Genomic DNA, 19,303 nt, shown 5'->3' with positions numbered 1-19,303 from the left:
ATTATCCTTGCGATGGATGTCAACGGAAAGCTTTACTTTTATTGGATAAGGTTATATTTTATTAGGTCCAAAATTATGCAAGGGAGAAAGCAAAAGATGGAGGCTAAAGACGGGGAAGGGGATGATCTGGTTATGAGGATCAAAGAGATCCTCACCCATCGTGAGATCAAGAGGGTGACCGCGGAGCCCGACCTCACGAGAGCGGCAGTTTTACTCCCTTTGTTCTTGAAGGATGATTCATATCACGTCCTTTTTACCAAGAGGACAGATAGGGTAAAACACCATAAGGGGGAGATCTCCTTTCCAGGGGGGATTTCCGAGACCTCCGATGAGGATCTGTTGGCCACTGCCTTGAGGGAGACCCACGAGGAAGTCGGGGTGAAGCCGGAGGACGTAGAGATATGGGGGGAGATGGATGAGGTGGTGACCATGTCCAACTTCATCGTCTCTCCCTTTGTGGGCCTCATCCCCTACCCATATCCCTTTGACACCTGTAGCGAGGAGATTGAGGAATTGATCCTTCTCCCCTTAGGATGTTTCCACAAGGAGGGGATCTTGGCCGAGGAGTACAGGACTTACCAAGACAAGACCCAGTTGGTGTACATCTACCATTGCGGCCGACATATCATCTGGGGGGCAACGGCAAAGATTTTGAAACAATTTCTAGATCTCATCTCTGGAGAGGGGCTCAGATGATGATTACCCGTTTTGATATGCTTGATGGTCTCATGGGGGGCGCCGATGACCTGAATGGTCTCCAGATCTTCTGGGGATATATGCTTTACCTTCAGGAGGGCGTCCTTTATCCAATTCAATAACCCCTGCCAAATGTAACCACGTGGAAAAAGGAGTGGAGCTTTTAAGAATAATTCTAGTCTTCGCATTGATCATTGTTCTATTGGTACGGAAGGTGGAACTATGGGCCACCTTGGCTATCGGGGGGGTCACCCTTGGCCTCCTTTGCAGGCTTCCTTGGGTGAAGATAGGCGGGGAATTCTTCCATGGACTCCTGGAGCCCAAGACCATTAAGCTCGTAGGCGCCCTCTTTTTCATACTCTTGCTCAGTGAGATCATGAGGGAGACAGGGGGGATGCGCAAGATGATCGATTCCTTCGGGGCGATCACCAGAGACCTCCGGGCGGTGGTGGCCTTGTTGCCGGCGATGATAGGGTTGATGCCCATCATGGGGGGCGCATTGGTCTCAGCCCCCTTGGTCGTCGAGGCCTCCGATGCCTTGAGGCTCTCTCCCGAGAGGAGGACCTTTCTCAACTACTGGTTTCGCCATATTTGGGAATATTTTCTCCCCACCTATCCAGGGGTGATCCTCACCTCGGCCCTGTTAGGGGTATCCTTGAGGGACATCGCCGCCTACAATTCTCCCCTTACCCTTGCCGCCATAGGAGGGGGGATCGCCTTCGGTTTTCGCGGTGTGGGCAAAGGTGAGGAAGGGAAGTGGGGCAAGGGGATAGTGGAGGGGATAAGGGGGGTACTTTTCTCCCTCTTTCCATTGTTGGTGGTTTTAGTCATGGTCATCCTCCTGAAGGTGGAATTGGTGTATTCCCTGATGCTGGCCATCGGGATAGAGCTCCTGCGGGGAAGGATAGGATGGAGGAAGACCAAGGAGATGGTTTTGCGCAATTTGTCGTCCGCAAAACTCCTGCTTAGCGTGATCATGGTCGTTTATTTCCAGCGGATGTTGGGGGCCACACAGGCAGTAGGCAGCTTCCATGACAGCCTCTGCCAGGTGGGTATCTCCCCCCTCTTTTTGTTGGTCGTTCTCCCCTTTGCCATCGGCCTCATGACGGGAGTGACCATCGCCTTTGTCGGGGTTGCCTTTCCCATCCTCTTGCCCGTAATGCAGGGGAGGGATAACCTCCTCCTTTACCTGATGTTCGCCTATGTCAGCGGTTTTTGTGGGGTATTGCTCTCCCCCCTGCATCTGTGTCTAGTCCTCACCAAGGATTATTTTAGGGCAGAGATGAGGAAGGTCTACCGACTTCTCTTTCCACCAGTAAGTGCTGTCTGGGGGATAGGCGCCCTGATCTTCTCTTTCCATGTTGTGGGGATAGGAGGATGAAGTACGATGTGATCATCATCGGGGGAGGAATAGGGGGTCTGACCTCGGGGGCCTTGTTGGTCAGACATGGTCTTCGAGTCTTGATCCTGGAGCGAGGGGCCAGGACTGGGGGGTATGTGACCTCGTTTAACAGGGGGGGGCTCAAATTTGATGCCACCGGAGCCTTTGTCGGCGGTTGTGAAGAAGGGGGGGAGTTTTCAAAGATCCTGGTGCAGACAGGGGCCCAGAGGCACCTTCGTTTCCTCAGGGTTGAGGCCGCCAGGAATATCTACCCCGATTTCAGCCTGGATCTGCACCTGAGGGGGGGGTTTGAGGAATATATCAAAGGGGCAAAGGAGCTCTTCCCAGAAGAGAGGCGGGCCCTAAGGGACTACTTCAACTTGATAGGTAAGGTTGGGGAGGAGATAAACCGCTTTGGAGGGCTCACATGGTGGCGAAGACTCTTCTTCCCCGTCTGTTTTCGGCACCTCATCTTATATCAGCGGGCCTCTTTGGGACGCATCTTGCATAGGTACTTTCAGGGTGAGGGGATCAAGTTAGTCCTCTCCACCCTCCCCTCCCATCTCCCCCCCTCTCGTCTCTCCTTCCTCTTTACTGCAACCCTCATCACCAAGGTCTTGGCCCAGGGGGTATGGTACCCGCAGGGGGGTATGGGGGCCATCCCCCAGGCATTAGAGGCTGCCTTTTCGGAGGGAGGGGGTGAGGTTAACTTGGAGACGGAGGTGGAGGGGGTTGAGGTAAAGGGTGGCAGAGTGAAAGGGGTCTTCACTCGAGCAGGGAACTTCATCCCGGCCAATACGGTGGTGGCCGCCATCAACATCCGCCGCGCCCTGGGAGATCTATTACCCGAGGAATATAGGAGTAAGCTCTACCATTGGGTCCATGCCTTAGAGTATTCCCTCTCCTCCTTTTTGGTCTATCTGGGGGTGGAGATGGATTTGGCCCCTCTTGCCCTCCCTTACCTTACCTACTTGAGCTCAGGGAATACGGAGATGGAATATGAGCAATTGAGCCGGGGGGAGATACCCGACGACCCCACTGTGATTATCACCATACCTACCCTCCTTGATCCCTCCCTCGCCCCTAGGGGGCATCATATCCTGCGCCTAATCACTCCAGCCCCCTATGGATTCCGCGATGGCTGGGGAGGAAAAGATAGATCTCTCTACCTCGAAATCAAGGATGAGATAACGCAGAGACTCATCCGCACGGTGGAGGCCAGGTATATCCCGGGCCTAACCGCCCATATTAAATTCGTTGAGGCCGCCACCCCCCTCACCCTGGAGAGGTATACGGCCAATGAAGGGGGTGCTACCTATGGCCTTGCCCCCACCCCCTGGCAATTCGGCAGGGGGAGGCCGGCCAACAGGACCCCCATTAAAGGGCTCTACCTGGCGGGTCACTACACCCGCCCCTCTCATGGGATCGTGGGGGCAGCCATATCAGGGAGCTTTGTCGCCGAGATGATCATCAGGGAGCGAGGGAGGTAAAGGGTGGACGTCCTCTTTATCCATGTCCCCAAATTCAAAAACTATTATCGCCCCATAGGTGAATACATCTGGATAAATTACATGCCCATGGGGCTTCTGGCCTTGGCCGACCTCCTCGCCCGGGAGGGCTATGCCACGGAGATCGTCCATCTGGGGGTGGAGTGGATGGAGGAGAGGGATTTTTCCATTATCGATTATATAGCCCAAAGAGGACCGAAGGTCGTGGCCCTCCCCCTCCACTGGCACCACCAGTCTTATGAGGTGATTGAATATTGCCGAAGGATCAAGGAGGCCTTCCCAGGGGTCTTCCTACTCCTAGGGGGTCTTACCGCCAGCTTCTTTCACCGTGAGATCATACAGGGGTTTCCCTGGGTGGATGCCATCATCAGGGGGGAAGGGGAAATCCCCCTTTTGCGGTTGGCCGAGGCCATCATGAGAGGAGGTGACCTCGCAGACGTGCCCAACCTGACCTGGAGGAATGGGGAGAAGGTCGCAGAGAACCCCCTGGATTATGTGGCCTCCCAGGAGGCCCTGGATGGGCTCTGCTTCACCAACTTTGCCCTCCTTAAAAATTCCCAGACCTACATAAACTGGGTCCTCCTCCCCTTCTTTGTTAAAGGGGTCTCCAAGAAGAGGAATCGCCTCTTCTTCTCCCTCAAGAGCCCTATGTTTCACCTGCCGGTGGGCAGGGGCTGCCCGGTCAACTGCACCTGGTGTGGAGGAGGAAAGGCTGCCCAAAGGCTTATTGCCGACCGCCAGGGGGTGATCTTCCGGGATATAGAGAAGGTGATAGCCTCCATAAAGGAGGCCATAAACTGGGGGTATGAGACTATGCACATCAGCTTTGATCCCTACCCGCAGCGCCCAGACTACTATTTAAGACTCTTCTCCCGGATCAGGGAAGAGAGGCTGAAGGTGGAGTTCTTTTTCGAGTCCTTCGGGCTCCCCCCTAAGGAGTTCATCGATGGGTTTGCCCAGACATTCGGCCCCAGGTCTCTTCTGGCCCTCTCCCCGGAGAGCGGTTCGGAGGAGGTGCGCCGGCGTAACAAGGGTTATTCCTACACCAACCAGGAACTATGGGATTGTTTAGAGTACACTGGGGAAAAGGGGGTAAAAGTGGATCTCTTCTTCAGCCTCGGCCTCCCCTATGAGAGGGAGGGTGACCTTGAGGAGACCGCCAGGCTGATCGCCTATATCAGGAGACATTTTCCCCATGTCCAGGGGATCAGGACATTTACCATCGAGATGGAGCCTGGGGCGCCTTGGCAACTCCAGCCCGAAAAATTTGGGGTGAGGACAGACCTGCGGACCTTTTCCGATTTTTACTATTATCACAAGGAAGGAGGGGGGGGATTTGGTGCCTTTGGCTACTACATTCCGGGATACTTTTCAGATCTGGGGGAAGATGCCGAATGGGAATTTCAGAGGAAGTTGCAGGAGATAAAGTGCCGCCGTTTTTGTTTCATCCACCCTAATGCCCGCAAGAGCAGTTCCCCCTTTTGGGGGAGGATGTTGTGCCGGACCTCGGCCATGATGGGTAAATTGGGGGGATGGTGGGGGAAGGCAAAGGGGTTTTGGAGAAGTTTCTAAGGGGAATTTGTTTTTATGTTCGAGAATTCTATGGTAATATAAAAACAGATAGGGATTCAAGGGTTCAAGGATTCTAGGGGCTTGCCTTTCACTAGAATCCTGTACACCTAGGCCGCAGGAACCCTATGATTTGAATCCTCGAATCCTTGGGATTTTTAGCAACTTTTAGGAGAAGAACTTTAAAAAGAGGGAGGGTCTACCATGTGTCAATCTACAGCATATATCTTCAAGGATGGCAAAGAAGAGGAACTCCTGGCCGATATCGCTACCATCATCCCTGAGGGGAAGAAGTTGCGCCTTATCAGCCTCTTTGGCGAGGAGGAGGTGGTGGAGGCCTCCATTCAGGAGATCAACCTCTTAGAGCACAGGATCCTGCTGAAACCGGAATAGGTCGCCCACCACCAGGCCAATTTGGTGGTAAGGATCTTGTTGGGGGAGGAGATGGCTAAGAAGGCTGCGGAACGGGCATGTGTAATCGGGGAGATCTTTGGGAATTGTTACGCCATCATGGATAGCATCGCCGATGGGGTGTTCACGGTAGATTTTTCAAGGCGTATCCACTTCTTCAACCGTGCTGCTGAGCGGATCACCGGCTTCAGCCGCCAGGAAGCCATGGATAAATACTGTTTTGATATCTTTCGGGCAAATATCTGCCAAATCAATTGTGCCCTGGAGGAGACCTTCGCCACGGCAAGGGAGTTGGTCAATATTGCCGCGATCATCATCAACAAAGAAGGCGAAGAGATACCCATCAATATCAGCACGGCCTTGCTGAGGAGCGAAGATGGAGAGGTCTTAGGGGGGGTAGGGGTGTTCAGGGACCTCACTGTGGAGGAGACCCTCAGGAAGGAATTGAGCAAAAGCTATTCCTTTCAGGATATGATCAGCAAGAACCCGAAGATGCAGAGGATCTTCGGCATCCTTCCCGATGTAGCTGAGAGCGAGGTTAGCGTCCTCATCCAAGGGGAGAGCGGGACTGGGAAGGAATTGCTCGCCAGGGCAATTCATGCCTTAAGCCCCCGCAGCCGTGGCCCCATGGTGGAGGTCAATTGTGCCGCCATCCCCGAGACCCTCTTGGAGAGTGAGCTCTTCGGTTACTTGAAAGGGGCCTTCACGGATGCAAAGAGGGATAAGCCGGGACGGCTGGCAACAGCCGCTGGGGGGACCCTTTTCTTGGATGAGATCTCAGAGGCCCCTTCTTCCACCCAGGTGAAATTGCTCCGTGTCCTGGAGGAAAAGCTATATGTACCCCTTGGAGGGACAGAGCCGATCAAGGCGGATGTCCGCATCGTAGCGGCCGCCAATCGGGATTTGGCCCAGATGGTAGAGGAGGGTACATTTCGCGAAGACCTTTATTACCGCCTTAATGTGGTAAAGATTGAACTTCCCCCTCTGTCTGAACGCAAAGAGGACATTCCCCTTCTTATCGACCATATCATCCATCGGCTCAATGTGATTCGTAGCAGAGAGGTCATAGGCCTTTCCGAAGAGGCCTTAGGACTACTGATACGCTATGATTTGCCGGGTAATATCCGGGAGTTGGAAAACATCCTGGAGTATGCATTCATCTTGTGCAAGGGGCAGATCATTGAGCTTGAACACCTCCCCGAGGATTTGAGGCGAAAGGTAGAGGCATCTTCATCCCCATCCAGGACAACCCATCCCATGGATTTCATCGAGGCCCAGATCATCCGTGAGGCCCTGGACAGACACAGGGGAAATCGCCTCATGGCAGCTCAGGAATTAAACATCAGCCGTTCCACCCTCTGGAGGAGGATGAAGAAATACGGGCTCTTCCATTGAAAGGTATCTCTACAGAGGGGCAGCGAAACAGTTTCATTAATATGTTTCAATTTTGAAACTATTTTTTCTTTCCTTCCTCCACTGCCAGAGAAATAAAACATATCTATTTGAAATTATTAACCTTTTTTTCTGCATGTATTATAAATTTTTGGCATAAAGTTTGCTGGAAGTAAATAATAGAGGTGGTAGATGAAGGTGGCAATACCCTTATTCGGTACCCGGGTTTCTCCCCACTTTAGTTCTTCCCCGGAGGTCTTAATAGCAGAGGTTAAGGGGAGAGAGATCCTGGAGGTGAAGAGGGGCCTATGGGAGGGGATGTCCTCAATGGAACGGATGCAGAGGCTGCAGGCCTGGAAGGTTGAGGTTGTGATCTGTGGTGGCATCGCCCAAACCTGTCGTTCGCAACTAAGGGCGAGGGGGATCGAGGTGATCTACAACCAAATGGGCGAGGCAGAGGAGGTCTTGCGCCAATGGGTCCTATCCAGCAAACCCAAAGGGGGAGCGAAAGGGGTGTTGGGCCCAAAGGGAGATCGCATCGGCGCGAAGGTGCGCCGAAGGAAGGAGGACAACAGTCATGGAAAGATCAAAGGGGCTTTTAAAGGAATATGGCACTAAACAGGCGGCAAAGGTCATCGTTGAGCTATTGCCTAAGGTCTCCGACCGTCAATTGGTGACCCTTACCCATTTAGCGGAACTGCTGAGTAGCGATCCTGGGGTGGTCAATGGCATCAAGAAGATAAGGATGTTTCTGGAGACACCAGGGCACCCGGCCAAGGACCTATTTCGACGGGTCCTGGAACTTCTCCCCGCAAAGAGGAGGGTCCGTCTGTTCGAGACCCTATTCAACCATGGCTGGTTTGAGGGTGGGAGGAAGCGGGACAAGATCGAGGCAGAGAAGGGCTTCCGGCCGCCCTTTGTCATGATCCTGAGCCCTACCATGCGTTGCAATCTGCGTTGTAAAGGATGCTATACCTTGGGTTATGGCTTGAAGCACGAACTTCCCTTACCAGTAGTGGATCGCCTATTAACCGAGTGCGAGGAGCTGGGGATCTACTTTGTCACCATCTTGGGGGGAGAGCCACTTGTGTACCCTCACCTCTTTGAGATAATCGAGAGACACCCGGACATCTTCTTCCAGGTCTATACCAACGGGACCTTGATGACCCAGGAGAAGGCCCAGCAGTTTGCCGATCTGGGTAACGTGGCGGTGGTGATCAGCATTGAAGGGGGTGAACAGGAGACGGATAGCTGGCGGGGGAAGGGGGTCTATAAGAAGATTATGCAGGCCTTCGACTATCTCCGGGAGGCCCGGGTGATTATTGGGACCTCAGCTACTGTGACCCGACAAAATGTGGATGTAGTCTCCTCCTTTGACTTCGTCGATCAGATGATTGAGCTGGGCTCATTGGGCCAGATGTACTTCCTCTATATCCCGGTAAACGGCCGCGCGGACTTCTCCCTTATGGTTACCCCGGAGCAGCGCGAGCACCTGCGCCGCCAGGTGTTGGCCATCAGGGACACCCGGCCGATGTTTGTCATGGATTTCTGGAATGACGGGCCATATGTCGAAGGATGCATTGCAGGAGGCCGACGCTACTTCCATGTCAATGCCAAAGGGGATGTGGAACCATGTGTATATACCCATATCGCCATAGATAACATCTATGAGAAAAGCTTGACCGAGGCCCTGGACAGCGACCTCTTCCGCAATATCCGAGCCCGCCAGCCCCATAACCCCAATCACCTCAGACCTTGCATGATCATCGATAATCCCCACGTAATGCGTGAGGTCATACGAGACGCTAAACCCTTCTTCACCCACCCAGGGGCAGAGGAGATTTACACGGTCAAACATCGGGAGATGGATGCCTATGCCCGCAGATGGGGTAAGCTGGCCGATAGGGTTTGGAGTGAGGAATATGAAAATGGAAGAAGGAAACGGGTGAAGGAGGGTAAGATTGCCGCCTGATCTCATAATGAGGGCAAAACCCGATCTGGTCTTGGTGTTTGGGGCCGATCACATCTATTTCATGGACGTGCGTCATGATCATGATGCCTCCCGATATCATGTAGATGCGTCTGGAGTTGTGGCACTATCTCATAACCCTTCTTTGCTGATCGAAGGATAGGAAATAAAAACCAGCGTGAAAGGAGGTAATTTCTATGGAGGGTTAGGAGGAAATCCTTGTTCCCTTGGACGGATTAGAGACATCAAAAGTCATTCTCCCTAAGATTGAGAAGTTGGTCGCTGCCTTCGGGTTGGCCAAGGGACTCAGGACTTCTATGTGGCTGAAGGATCTTTCCAGAGTCCTTGTGAGATAGAGATTGGAAAAGTTGCAGGATATATGATATTATTTAATTAGTCATGAAATTTGTCTCATCCTAGAAAGAGGCAAATTCCACAAAAGGTCTATTTTTTAGTATGAATTAATTAGTAGTAGATATCGAAAAATCTTATTTTTCGATATCTTGCAACTTTGGCGGTCTTATTAGAATTAATCGAGGTAATTTCATGAATAGAAGAGAAAAAGGCTTGGCTTCAACTGCCTTGCAAGCAAATATAGAAAAAACTGCAGCAGTTGTGGAGATTCCAGAAAAGCAACAAATACTTCTAAGGACTGTTGATGGTTTATATGGTGTATATAAACGTACTAAAGAATTTTTAGATGAGTTTAACCATCCATATATAAACTGGGAATTTGTTGTTGAACGTCTTAAGACTATTTCCCTGGGTGACTTTTATAAACACAATGCTCATAAAGACGGAATAAATGCGTTAAAAGTTATTGTGGAGATTTACTTTGATATCATACGATTGGCTCCAGGTGAAGATGTTAAAGAAAGAGCGTTAAAATACCTTTTTGACTATATTGAAAATATACTTTCTAATAGCAAAGACCATCTCCCCAGGAATCTCTCGTTAATTCCTTTTATAATAAAATCTCTTGCTCAAATTTCAAATCAAAATTCCTTTTTAAAGAAAAGCTCTACTTATTTGAAACCAATACTGAAATTTCTCATTACCAACAATATTGCAATAAAAACTGAAGGATTAAAGACACTACTATATAATGTATTTAGATCTACCTATGAATATTGGCTTACGCAGCCTGACCCAAAAGGATGGTCTGGTTCAAACGAAGAGACAAAAGAAGCAATTGAAAACTTTGAAGATCTTATTGAACCATTGAGTCATCACAATTTAACAATATTGTTAGATAAACTTGAAGCAATAAGTGGCTCAACAGCGGTGGATAAACTTGATGCATTAGCTTCATATCTGGATATGCCAGACCATTTTCAGATAGTAAAAGGATATTTGTTGGTTGCTGATGAATTAGAGCGAGCTGATATTTATGCTGGCCATCAACATCTTGTAAAGCTTAATTTTCTTTTCAAGATAATAAATGTAAAAGGGCTTTCAGATATCCATGGCACTACTCTCAGGGAAATCAACCGCTCTCTTAGCATGGTTTTTAAGGAGGAATCTCCAGAAAAGCTGAATGTTTTTGTTAAACAAGTATTTAATTTGCTCAAGAAAAGTACGTCCCGCTACCAATACCAGGACACAATTATAAATTGTATTATTACTGTAGCTAAAGAAATATTTAAGATAAATGACCACGCACTTGTAGATACATTTATTGAGCAGGTAATCTCCTTTGGTTTTCAATATCCTGATATTCAGGGCTCAACTACAGATTGGCAGGTAAAAGTAAATCCTATTCATGTCAAGAACATACGAGCATGGCTTGAGATCATCGCTTTAAGACCAAGATGGACAAAAAGGCTTTTGTCCGCACTTATCATTAATCTTAAAATAGGGGGGATATTTGTTAGTGATACCGATCTTCTACAAAAGGATATCTCCGCACTTTTAAATTCAGATATAAAACCTTCATATAATCTTGTAAAGCAGCTGGCAAGAATTTTTCCAATTTATTTTAGCGAGATAGGCGCAGAAGGGGAGTTACGAGATATATCTACAAAGATTGATGAACTTTCATTTAGAAGCGACAACGCAATTCATTTTTTGCGTAAACAGTCCCATGTTGAAAGCAATAGCTTGTTGGTACCTTTTGTAGAGAATATATTTCGTTATTGGTACTCCGGGGACAAGGAGAATATGAAGGGATATCTTCCAGATGAAGTTTACAACCAGATTGTAAATTCAGGAGAGTATTTTGATGGGGCACATAAAATATTTAAAGTTATCTTAGAAAAGATAGACCATGATCCTCATAAATTTCTCGAATGGGATAAATCAAAAATACAAAAGGAAATAAATGGTATAAAAGGGGTGATGGATAGGGATAAAGAGAGGGCTATATTGCTAATACGACTTTATCAGCTTTTATATAAGAAATATAATCCAGAACATATCGATTTATTGCAAGATCTAGAATCAGCACATATATTTAGTCCTTCAAAAATTCGCTCTTTAAAAAGGTCTTTGAAAAGAAACGATTATTACAGGGGTCTGAGCATCATTTTAGAGTTTTTAAATATATTGAAGGAACGGATCCTTTCCCCTAAAAGAACGGAGTCTTTTGAAAATATTTATCATAAAAGGCATATTGCTGCTGGTATTCCATCGATGTATGGGACATATAGGGAAGAAAAATTTGATGCATTAAGTCTTTCTCTTCGTCTAGAGAGCCTTGCCAATGTCTTGTTTGAACAGATGATTGTTTCTTTAAATCTTAAATTTATTACAAAAAGTACACTTGCTAAGATTCATAAATATCTCTGGCTCTTTATAAAGGCCCTTGACTTGGAAGGTATTGCCAAGGAAGGACTGGAAGCCAAGATGAAATTTTTTGGCAGTGCCCTTCAAGTTAAACTTTTTTCCGTTGATCAATACATCAATATCTTTCAATTTGTATCGAGGAGCATCCAAGATATTATAAGAAATTATTATATTGACGCGCATAGGTCAAATCTCCCTATTATTATCAATCAAAGTTTAGAGAAGAAACAAGACACAGGAGAGCAGAAGACATCACCAAAAGATGAAGAAGCTGTTTATCAAATCTCTGAAAATTTCATTCGATCAATGATATCCAGTGCTTTTGGGCTTCAGGCCCTTGATAACTTTATAAGTAATATCTTAAGGGCTCTTAGCACAGAGTCAGAAAGACTTAAAGATAGGAAAGAAATCCTTAACCTTCTAATGACGTATGATCCAGATATAACGATTTCACCCATTTATCAGATAAATAAGAAGACTGATGATCAGATACATCTTGGGAACAAAGGATATTTTTTAAAGAAACTCGCCTCATTTCATTTCCCGGTCCCTCCCGGATTTATTATTACAACAGAGGTGTTTAGGTGCTTTGATGCGGTAGTTGGTTACAAATATATTTCAAAGGATTTAAGCCTCAGGATATATAATGAATTATTGAAGCTCCAAAAAATAACAGGACGTAGATTTGGTGATCCTGAAAATCCTCTACTTCTTTCGGTGAGGAGTGGGGCTGCGGTTTCTCTTCCGGGGATGATGAATTCTTTTTTAAATGTAGGTATCAACGAGAGTATTGCTGAAGGTCTCAGCAAAAGAAGGGGATATAGGTGGGCTGCGTGGGATAGTTACAGAAGGTTTCTTCAAATATGGGGTATGTTTCAAGGGTTAGAGCGTGATTTTTTTGATCAGATTATAGATGATTTTAAGAGTAAATATAAGGTTATTAAAAAGATACAATTTAGTGCTGATCAAATGAAGCAGGTGGCTTTAACATACAGGAAGGTTATCGAAGAAAAAGGAATAGAGGTTGTAGATGATCCAGCTGAACAATTGAGACATGCTGTTTTGCGAGTATTTGAGTCATGGAATTCTACTCGTGCAAAGATATACCGTCATCAAATGAATATAGCGGATGAATGGGGAACAGCAGTTGTAGTTCAAGCTATGGTATTCGGCAACTTAAATAGGGATTCAGGATCAGGGGTGGTTTTTACTCGAAATCCGAGAGGGTTATCTCCTGCTGTAACTCTTTATGGTGACTTTATATTTGGAGTTCAAGGTGATGATATTGTTTCCGGCCTAGTAGAGACTTACCCTATTTCAGAAAATCAGCGGAAGGAGGAAAGAAGAGATTCAGAGATTTCATTAGAAAAGGAATTTCCAGAGATATATTTTGAACTTTCGCGTCTCTGTGAAAAACTGGTTTATGAAAGAGGACTTAGCCACCAACAAATCGAGTTTACCTTTGAAAATGCAAAAAAGGAAGGTCTTTACGTTCTTCAGACAAGAGATATGGCCCCAATAGAACAGAAAAAATTAAAATTTTTTAAGGATACTGGGGAATTTAAAGAATCCCTTTTGGGTATAGGCGTAGGTGTCGGTGGAGGAGCTCTATGTGGGAGGGTTGTCTATTCAGAAGAGGAAATAAAGTTTTTCCGAAAAAAGGAACCTGAAACAGCGCTTATCTTGATTCGGCCTGACACCGTTCCAGACGATGTAGGGCTGCTCCTTCAAGTGGATGGTCTCCTTACTGCAAAAGGTGGAAGCACTTCTCACGCTGCTGTTACAATACCTCAACTCAAAAAGGTTGGAGTGGTAGGTTTCAAGAAGCTTAAAGTGTATGAGACGAGGGGATATAGTGTTGTTGATGGGCATATTATCAAGGGCGGGACCTTTATTGGTATTGATGGTTGGAGCGGAACAGTTTATTTAGGAAAACATGAGGTTGAATCTGAAGAATCATATATAGTAAATATTTAATGAGCGTTATTCCCCGGTTAAGACCCTTTTGTCAAGTGCATTGAGCATCTGTTTAAGGGCATTAGGTTGTCTGAGTAGAGACCTTTACATACAAAAATTTACCTCAGATAACAGAGAAACCAAACAGGGAGGTAATACAGATGAGTAGAGTTGAACTATTTGCTAATCGACTGCCGATACTTGGGATAAATGGTTTGGGCAGAATAGGGAAGTTGACCTTATGGCATCATATAGGTAGAAAGTATTTTAAAGAGATAATTGTAAATCAGGGACGAGATATAGGCACAGGGTTAAGCGCTATTGCGCAAACGATAGAAAAAGACTCAACTTACGGGCTGCTTCATAAATTTCTTTATGGTGTGAACGCTGATCGTGTCATTCAAATTGTAGATGAAAGAGAGGGAAGGTTGTTAATCGATGGCACACCTGTAACAGTTTTAAAAAAGGCAAGGAATCCGAAAGATATCCCGTGGCGCGACTATGGGGTTGATGTAGTTGTTGAGTGCACAGGAAAGTTTAGGGACCCGACGTTAACTCCGGATGAGGAAAAAGGTTCCATAAGAGGACATCTTATGGGTGGAGCAAAGGTGGTGATTAATTCCTCAGCTTTTAAAATAAAGAATAAGGCCTTAAAGATGCCAGAAGATGCTGTTACATTGATTTATGGGATCAATCACTCCTCTTTTAACCCCGATAAACATATATTGATATCGGCTGCTTCCTGCACAACCACAGGACTTGCTTATATGGTAAAGCCCCTTCTTGAAAACGAGAAGACAAACCTTATCCTTACTGCCTCCATGTCGACAATTCACGCGGTGACCAATTCACAAGCTGTATTGGACGCTGTCCCGAAGGCGGGAGCAACTGATTTAAGAAAAACCAGGAGCATTCTAAACAACATCATTCTAACCTCAACCAATGCTGCTGAGGCATTGGGACAGGTAATTCCAGAGGTCAAAAACATAGGGTTTATGGCAGACTCAGTCCGAATACCTACCAATACTGAATCCTTGATCATTTTAGATGTTACTGTCCAGAGTCGAATGAAGAAGGATGGGACAGCAAGCTCAATCAATACGAAAGCTATTAATGAGATCTATAAAAAGGCGGCAGAGGGTGATCCTGAACACTTATTGGTTTATTCTGATGAACAAAACGTATCGACAGATGTGAAAGCCCTTGACGCGGCTGTGGTAATAGAAGGCCAATTTAATCATTCTCGGACAGCTTTTATAACTGCTGACCTCTCACATATCCCTAACATTCCTGAGGAATTACTTCGTTCAATCCCTTTGAAAAACCTGCAGATCCCTGTTGTCCATGCCAAAATTTTTGGTTGGTATGACAACGAGTATGGAAGTTATACTAACAGGATGGGAGATTTAACCGTTTACATGCATAAGATGTTAAATAACCTATTTTGATAGTTCTAATGGTTACTTGCAATGACGCCTTTGCCTGGTTTATTACACCAGGTACCTTGCAAGTTCGTATCCGGCAACATAACCTGAGGATAGACCTTTAGGCACGGAAGAAATTGGTCTCAAATGAGGTCTTTTATCTCTCGCATACCTTGTTTGGCGATCCTGACGGTGTTGGGGCATTTTTCTGAAATAAAGTATTGACAAAGACGAGAAAAAGTGATATCTTTCACAAAAGGTGGGAACCACCTAGTTATAAGTGTTGTCACTACAAATCAAATCGCCTTGAATACTTAATAGAGGATGAAAAAATATAACGCATTAAATTAAAAGAGGGATGAAATGGCAGGGGAAAAGGGTATGATTTCTATGATGGAGGAGACACGAGTATTTCCTCCTCCCAAGGAGTTGAGTGAAAAGGCTTATATTAAGAGTATGGAGGAATATAAGAAGCTTTACAAGGAATCCATTGAGAACCCTGAAAAATTTTGGGGAGAGCTTGCTGAGGACCTTGACTGGTATAAGAAGTGGGATAAGGTGTTGGTTGAGGATTTTGCCAATGCCAAGCATGAATGGTTTGTTGGGGGCAAGCTCAATGTTTCTTACAATTGTCTTGACCGTCATTTGACTACTTGGCGCAAGAACAAGGCGGCTATTATCTGGGAGGGAGAACCTGAGGGAGAGAACAAGATATACACCTATCAGCAACTGTACTATGAGGTCTGTAAGTTTGCTAACGTCCTGAAAAAGTTTGGTGTTAAGAAGGGTGACCGCGTCTCTATCTATCTGCCTATGATTCCCGAGTTGCCTATTGCCATGCTGGCCTGTGCCAGGATAGGGGCTATTCACAGCGTGGTGTTTGGCGGCTTCAGCGCAGAAGCACTGAGGGACAGGATTTTAGACGCCGGAGCTAAGATCCTCATTTGCTGTGATGGGTATTATCGCAGTGGCAGGGTGATAAAGAGTAAGGATAATGCTGATGCTGCTATGGCGGAGTGCCCCGATGTTGACCGTGCTATCGTGGTAAAAAGGGTTAACAGCGAGGTCAATATGCAGGAGGGGCGTGACTACTGGTGGCATGATGAGATGTTGGCTGAGGATATTAAGCCGGTATGTGAACCTGAACAGATGGATGCTGAAGACCCACTATATATCCTCTACACCAGTGGTAGCACCGGCAAGCCGAAAGGTGTGTTACATACGCAGGCTGGGTATCTTCTTTTCTGTCTTGAGAACTTCAAATGGATCTTCGATTACAAGGAAGAGGAGACCTTCTGGTGCACTGCAGATGTTGGTTGGGTAACGGGGCATAGCTTTATTGTATATGGTCCCTTGGCCTTTGGTGCCACCAGTTTGATGTTTGAGGGCGTACCCACTTTTCCTCATCCAGACAGGTTCTGGGAAATTGTGGAAAAGTATAAAGTGAATATTTTCTACACTGCCCCTACTGCACTGCGAGCATTGATGAGGGAAGGCGATGAATGGCCAAACAAGCGTGATTTGTCTTCATTGCGAATCTTGGGGTCAGTAGGCGAGCCTATAAACCCAGAAGCCTGGATGTGGTATTACACGGTGATCGGTAAAGAGCGTTGTCCTATTGTGGATACGTGGTGGCAGACAGAGACAGGTGGTATTCTCATTACTCCGTTGCCTGGTGCTGTACCGCTCAAGCCTGGTTCAGCTGCGGTGCCGTTTCCTGGTGTTGATGCTCAGGTCTTGCGGGAAGATGGCACGCCTGCTGAGGTCAATGAGGGGGGATATCTGGCGATTAAGAGGCCGTGGCCCGGGTTGATGCGTACTGTCTACGGCGACCCAGAGCGGTTCAAAGAGACCTACTTTGTCCAGATCCCTGGGGTGTACCTTACCGGTGACGGGGCCAGGCAGGATGAGGATGGGTACTTCTGGCTGATGGGCAGGGTGGATGATGTCCTCAATGTCTCCGGTCACCGGATCGGGACGGCCGAGGTCGAGAGTGCCCTGGTCTCCCATGATTTGGTGGCGGAGGCGGCTGTGGTTGGGTACCCCCATGATCTGAAGGGCCAGGGGATATATGCCTTTGTGACCCTGAAGGCGGGAGTGGAGAGTTCTGATGAATTGAAGAAGACCCTCGTTACCCATGTCCGTAAGGAGATCGGCCCCATTGCCAGCCCAGATAAGATCCATTTTGCCGATGCCCTACCCAAGACCCGTAGTGGTAAGATCATGCGGCGCATCTTACGCAAGATCGCGGAAGGTGATATCGACAACCTCGGCGACACCACTACCTTGGCAGACCCCTCTGTGGTCGATAATCTAGTCCAGAGAAGACAGTAGCAATGGATGGTTTCAACCCTCCTTCACACCTGCCTTTCCTTTGGCTGCGACGCTTCGAAACCTGTGCGGCAGACTCAGGTGAAGCGTCGCAGCCAAAGGAGATGGTGGGCTATGGGAGTTTGTCAAGTCCAATTTTTCCTGTAAAAACAGCACATTCGGCGAGATCTTAGTTAATACCCAATTCTTTTCTTAGTCTCTCAAGATAGGCTATCTCTGATATTTTTATGGTGAAATGATGACCAAGATCAACGGGTCCTTTTGCCACCTGGCAGGATCGCTCTCAATGGATGGATTTGTTTGTCAGCCAAAGAGTTTTATGATAAAGAGATAGTCAAGCCAGGATCTTTGCGGCATGGAGACTATTTTTTGGCATCCCTCCTGCTCCCTACAGGTTTGAATTCTATGAAGTGGTAGAGTATTTGGGATAGATTTTGCTTTTAATAATTAAGTGATGAAATTAAATATAATATTTTCTAAAGGGATCTTCTGGTTTTTAATAAGCATTTTTGTATTGGTATGTATATTTGGTTTCTTGGGAATACGATCAAGAAAGCAATGGGAAAAAGTAGTTATTGAAGTGTTCAATCAACAACAGTTGGCCATTGCACGAAGTATCGCTGGTCGTCTAGAAAATTACTTCACTTGTACACCCGAAAATCTGCAACTATACACTTTTATGCACTATAAAGATATCACCCAAAAACCCCAGGAGGTACTCACTAGAGTGGCCAAATTTCATGTAGATAATATAACATTATTATTTGCATCTGGGGCGAAGGAGATCATTGACACGACCGGTATGCAGAGACAAACAAGACTTACCGAGAGAGAAAAATATTATCTATCTCTCAACAAAAGAGACCAAACATACGTAAGCGATACGTACCAGGCAGAACCTAGCAGACCTCGAAAATGGGTGGTGGACATTGTAACTTTTTATGAAACGGCCGCAGTGGTTTGGACGATAGATGTGCTTAAAATCTGCCAAGGAGTTACAGCGAATGTGCGTTCAGGCAGGACCGGTTATGCCTGGATAATCAACAAACAGGGCTATCTCTTGGCTCATATTGATGAAACCTTTTTAGGTGAAGATGCCTTCGTTGCTCGTGCCCAGAGATATCCAGCCATCTCTTTTACTCGTATCAACACGTTACAGAAAGAGTATCTTTTAACAGGAAAGGAAGGAACAAGTTGGTATATCTCTGGCTGGCATCGGGGGGAACAAAAGGAACCTGTTAAGAAACTAATTGCTTATACACCTGCCTTTTATGCTGGGCCAGAGCATAAAAATAAATTCTGGGCCGTGGCTGTATCAGCACCGGTTGATGAAATAAAGGGGTTGGTTCGTCAGGCAGTTATTTATCAATGGTTACTGATGCTTATTGCCTTACTCATTTTAGGAATTATGACCAGCTATGCCTTTTATACAAAGTGGCGTTGGTCCTATGCCTTGGAAGAGGAAGTCAATCGCAAGACAGAAGAATTAGATAGAACACATCAAGCACTTCTTAGGTCAGAGCGTTTAACTGCCATGGGTTCAGCAGTAGCCCATGTTGCCCATGAAATCAAGAATCCTTTAGTGACCATTGGTGGATTTTCCAATCAACTCCTGCGCGCCTTTGAAAAAGATGACAAAGCAAAAAAGAAACTTTTGATCATTGTCAATGAGGCTAAACGCCTGGAGGACTTCCTAAGGGACATCGGGCAGTTTGCCAAAGATTCAGCACCACAAAAAGAAAGGATTAACCTCAATGAATTAATTGAGGAAGTCATCACCTTTGTTGAGTCTGAATTGGCGAACTGTAAGATCGCCTTAAATCTAAATTTAATACCGTTCCCTATTTATGTTTTAGCTGATCCCAACCAGATTAAACAAGTA

Annotated in this window: 13 protein-coding genes; all 13 read left to right on the top strand. The window is 46.5% G+C overall.

Annotated elements, in window-relative coordinates:
* Positions 1–132: 132 nt before the first annotated feature.
* Complete coding sequence (locus JRI46_05520; GenBank protein ID MBW2039044.1) at positions 133–696, top strand: CoA pyrophosphatase; 564 nt, start codon at positions 133–135, stop codon at positions 694–696.
* 154 nt (positions 697–850) lie between these two features.
* The gene (locus tag JRI46_05515) at positions 851–2,077 is read left to right on the top strand and encodes a DUF401 family protein (GenBank protein ID MBW2039043.1); all 1,227 of its coding nucleotides are present in this window, start codon (positions 851–853) and stop codon (positions 2,075–2,077) included.
* Positions 2,074–3,567 (top strand): NAD(P)/FAD-dependent oxidoreductase, encoded by a 1,494-nt coding sequence (locus JRI46_05510; GenBank protein MBW2039042.1) that lies wholly within the window; start codon positions 2,074–2,076, stop codon positions 3,565–3,567. The genes JRI46_05515 and JRI46_05510 overlap by 4 nt, the downstream gene beginning before the upstream one ends.
* Before the next feature lie 3 nt (positions 3,568–3,570).
* The gene (locus JRI46_05505; GenBank protein MBW2039041.1) at positions 3,571–5,157 is read left to right on the top strand and encodes a radical SAM protein; all 1,587 of its coding nucleotides are present in this window, start codon (positions 3,571–3,573) and stop codon (positions 5,155–5,157) included.
* Positions 5,158–5,358: 201 nt separating this feature from the next.
* Complete coding sequence (locus JRI46_05500; protein ID MBW2039040.1) at positions 5,359–5,547, top strand: CooT family nickel-binding protein; 189 nt, start codon at positions 5,359–5,361, stop codon at positions 5,545–5,547.
* A 51-nt stretch (positions 5,548–5,598) separates the two neighbouring features.
* The gene (locus JRI46_05495) at positions 5,599–6,960 is read left to right on the top strand and encodes a sigma 54-interacting transcriptional regulator (GenBank protein ID MBW2039039.1); all 1,362 of its coding nucleotides are present in this window, start codon (positions 5,599–5,601) and stop codon (positions 6,958–6,960) included.
* A 189-nt stretch (positions 6,961–7,149) separates the two neighbouring features.
* On the top strand, positions 7,150–7,575 hold the full coding sequence (locus tag JRI46_05490) for a hypothetical protein (GenBank protein MBW2039038.1): 426 nt from the start codon (positions 7,150–7,152) through the stop codon (positions 7,573–7,575).
* Complete coding sequence (locus tag JRI46_05485) at positions 7,535–8,929, top strand: radical SAM protein (GenBank protein ID MBW2039037.1); 1,395 nt, start codon at positions 7,535–7,537, stop codon at positions 8,927–8,929. Before JRI46_05490 ends, JRI46_05485 begins: the two co-directional genes overlap by 41 nt.
* Positions 8,919–9,089 carry a hypothetical protein gene (locus tag JRI46_05480; GenBank protein ID MBW2039036.1) on the top strand — a complete coding sequence of 57 codons (171 nt, stop codon included), beginning with the start codon at positions 8,919–8,921 and terminating at the stop codon, positions 9,087–9,089. Before JRI46_05485 ends, JRI46_05480 begins: the two co-directional genes overlap by 11 nt.
* A 383-nt stretch (positions 9,090–9,472) precedes the next feature.
* The gene (locus JRI46_05475; protein MBW2039035.1) at positions 9,473–13,687 is read left to right on the top strand and encodes a pyruvate, phosphate dikinase; all 4,215 of its coding nucleotides are present in this window, start codon (positions 9,473–9,475) and stop codon (positions 13,685–13,687) included.
* Between the two features lie 140 nt (positions 13,688–13,827).
* Positions 13,828–15,114 (top strand): glyceraldehyde-3-phosphate dehydrogenase, encoded by a 1,287-nt coding sequence (locus tag JRI46_05470; GenBank protein ID MBW2039034.1) that lies wholly within the window; start codon positions 13,828–13,830, stop codon positions 15,112–15,114.
* A gap of 339 nt (positions 15,115–15,453) precedes the next feature.
* Positions 15,454–17,424 carry an acetate--CoA ligase gene (gene acs / locus JRI46_05465; protein MBW2039033.1) on the top strand — a complete coding sequence of 657 codons (1,971 nt, stop codon included), beginning with the start codon at positions 15,454–15,456 and terminating at the stop codon, positions 17,422–17,424.
* Between the two features lie 451 nt (positions 17,425–17,875).
* On the top strand, positions 17,876–19,303 hold a 1,428-nt coding region (locus tag JRI46_05460; protein MBW2039032.1), incomplete at its 3' end, for a hypothetical protein.

Source organism: Deltaproteobacteria bacterium (assembly GCA_019308925.1).
GTDB lineage: Bacteria > Desulfobacterota > B13-G15 > B13-G15 > RBG-16-54-18 > JAFDHG01.
This window is presented reverse-complemented; position numbering and strand designations above follow the sequence as displayed.

What these genes read in the sequence shown, in the direction of transcription:
- JRI46_05520 (MBW2039044.1), top strand. Translation starts at nt 133, where the DNA reads ATGAGGATCAAAGAGATCCTCACCCATCGTGAGATCAAGAGGGTGACC.
- JRI46_05510 (MBW2039042.1), top strand. Translation starts at nt 2,074, where the DNA reads ATGAAGTACGATGTGATCATCATCGGGGGAGGAATAGGGGGTCTGACC.
- JRI46_05500 (MBW2039040.1), top strand. Translation starts at nt 5,359, where the DNA reads ATGTGTCAATCTACAGCATATATCTTCAAGGATGGCAAAGAAGAGGAA.
- JRI46_05495 (MBW2039039.1), top strand. Translation starts at nt 5,599, where the DNA reads ATGGCTAAGAAGGCTGCGGAACGGGCATGTGTAATCGGGGAGATCTTT.
- JRI46_05490 (MBW2039038.1), top strand. Translation starts at nt 7,150, where the DNA reads ATGAAGGTGGCAATACCCTTATTCGGTACCCGGGTTTCTCCCCACTTT.
- JRI46_05485 (MBW2039037.1), top strand. Translation starts at nt 7,535, where the DNA reads ATGGAAAGATCAAAGGGGCTTTTAAAGGAATATGGCACTAAACAGGCG.
- JRI46_05475 (MBW2039035.1), top strand. Translation starts at nt 9,473, where the DNA reads ATGAATAGAAGAGAAAAAGGCTTGGCTTCAACTGCCTTGCAAGCAAAT.
- JRI46_05470 (MBW2039034.1), top strand. Translation starts at nt 13,828, where the DNA reads ATGAGTAGAGTTGAACTATTTGCTAATCGACTGCCGATACTTGGGATA.
- acs (MBW2039033.1), top strand. Translation starts at nt 15,454, where the DNA reads ATGGCAGGGGAAAAGGGTATGATTTCTATGATGGAGGAGACACGAGTA.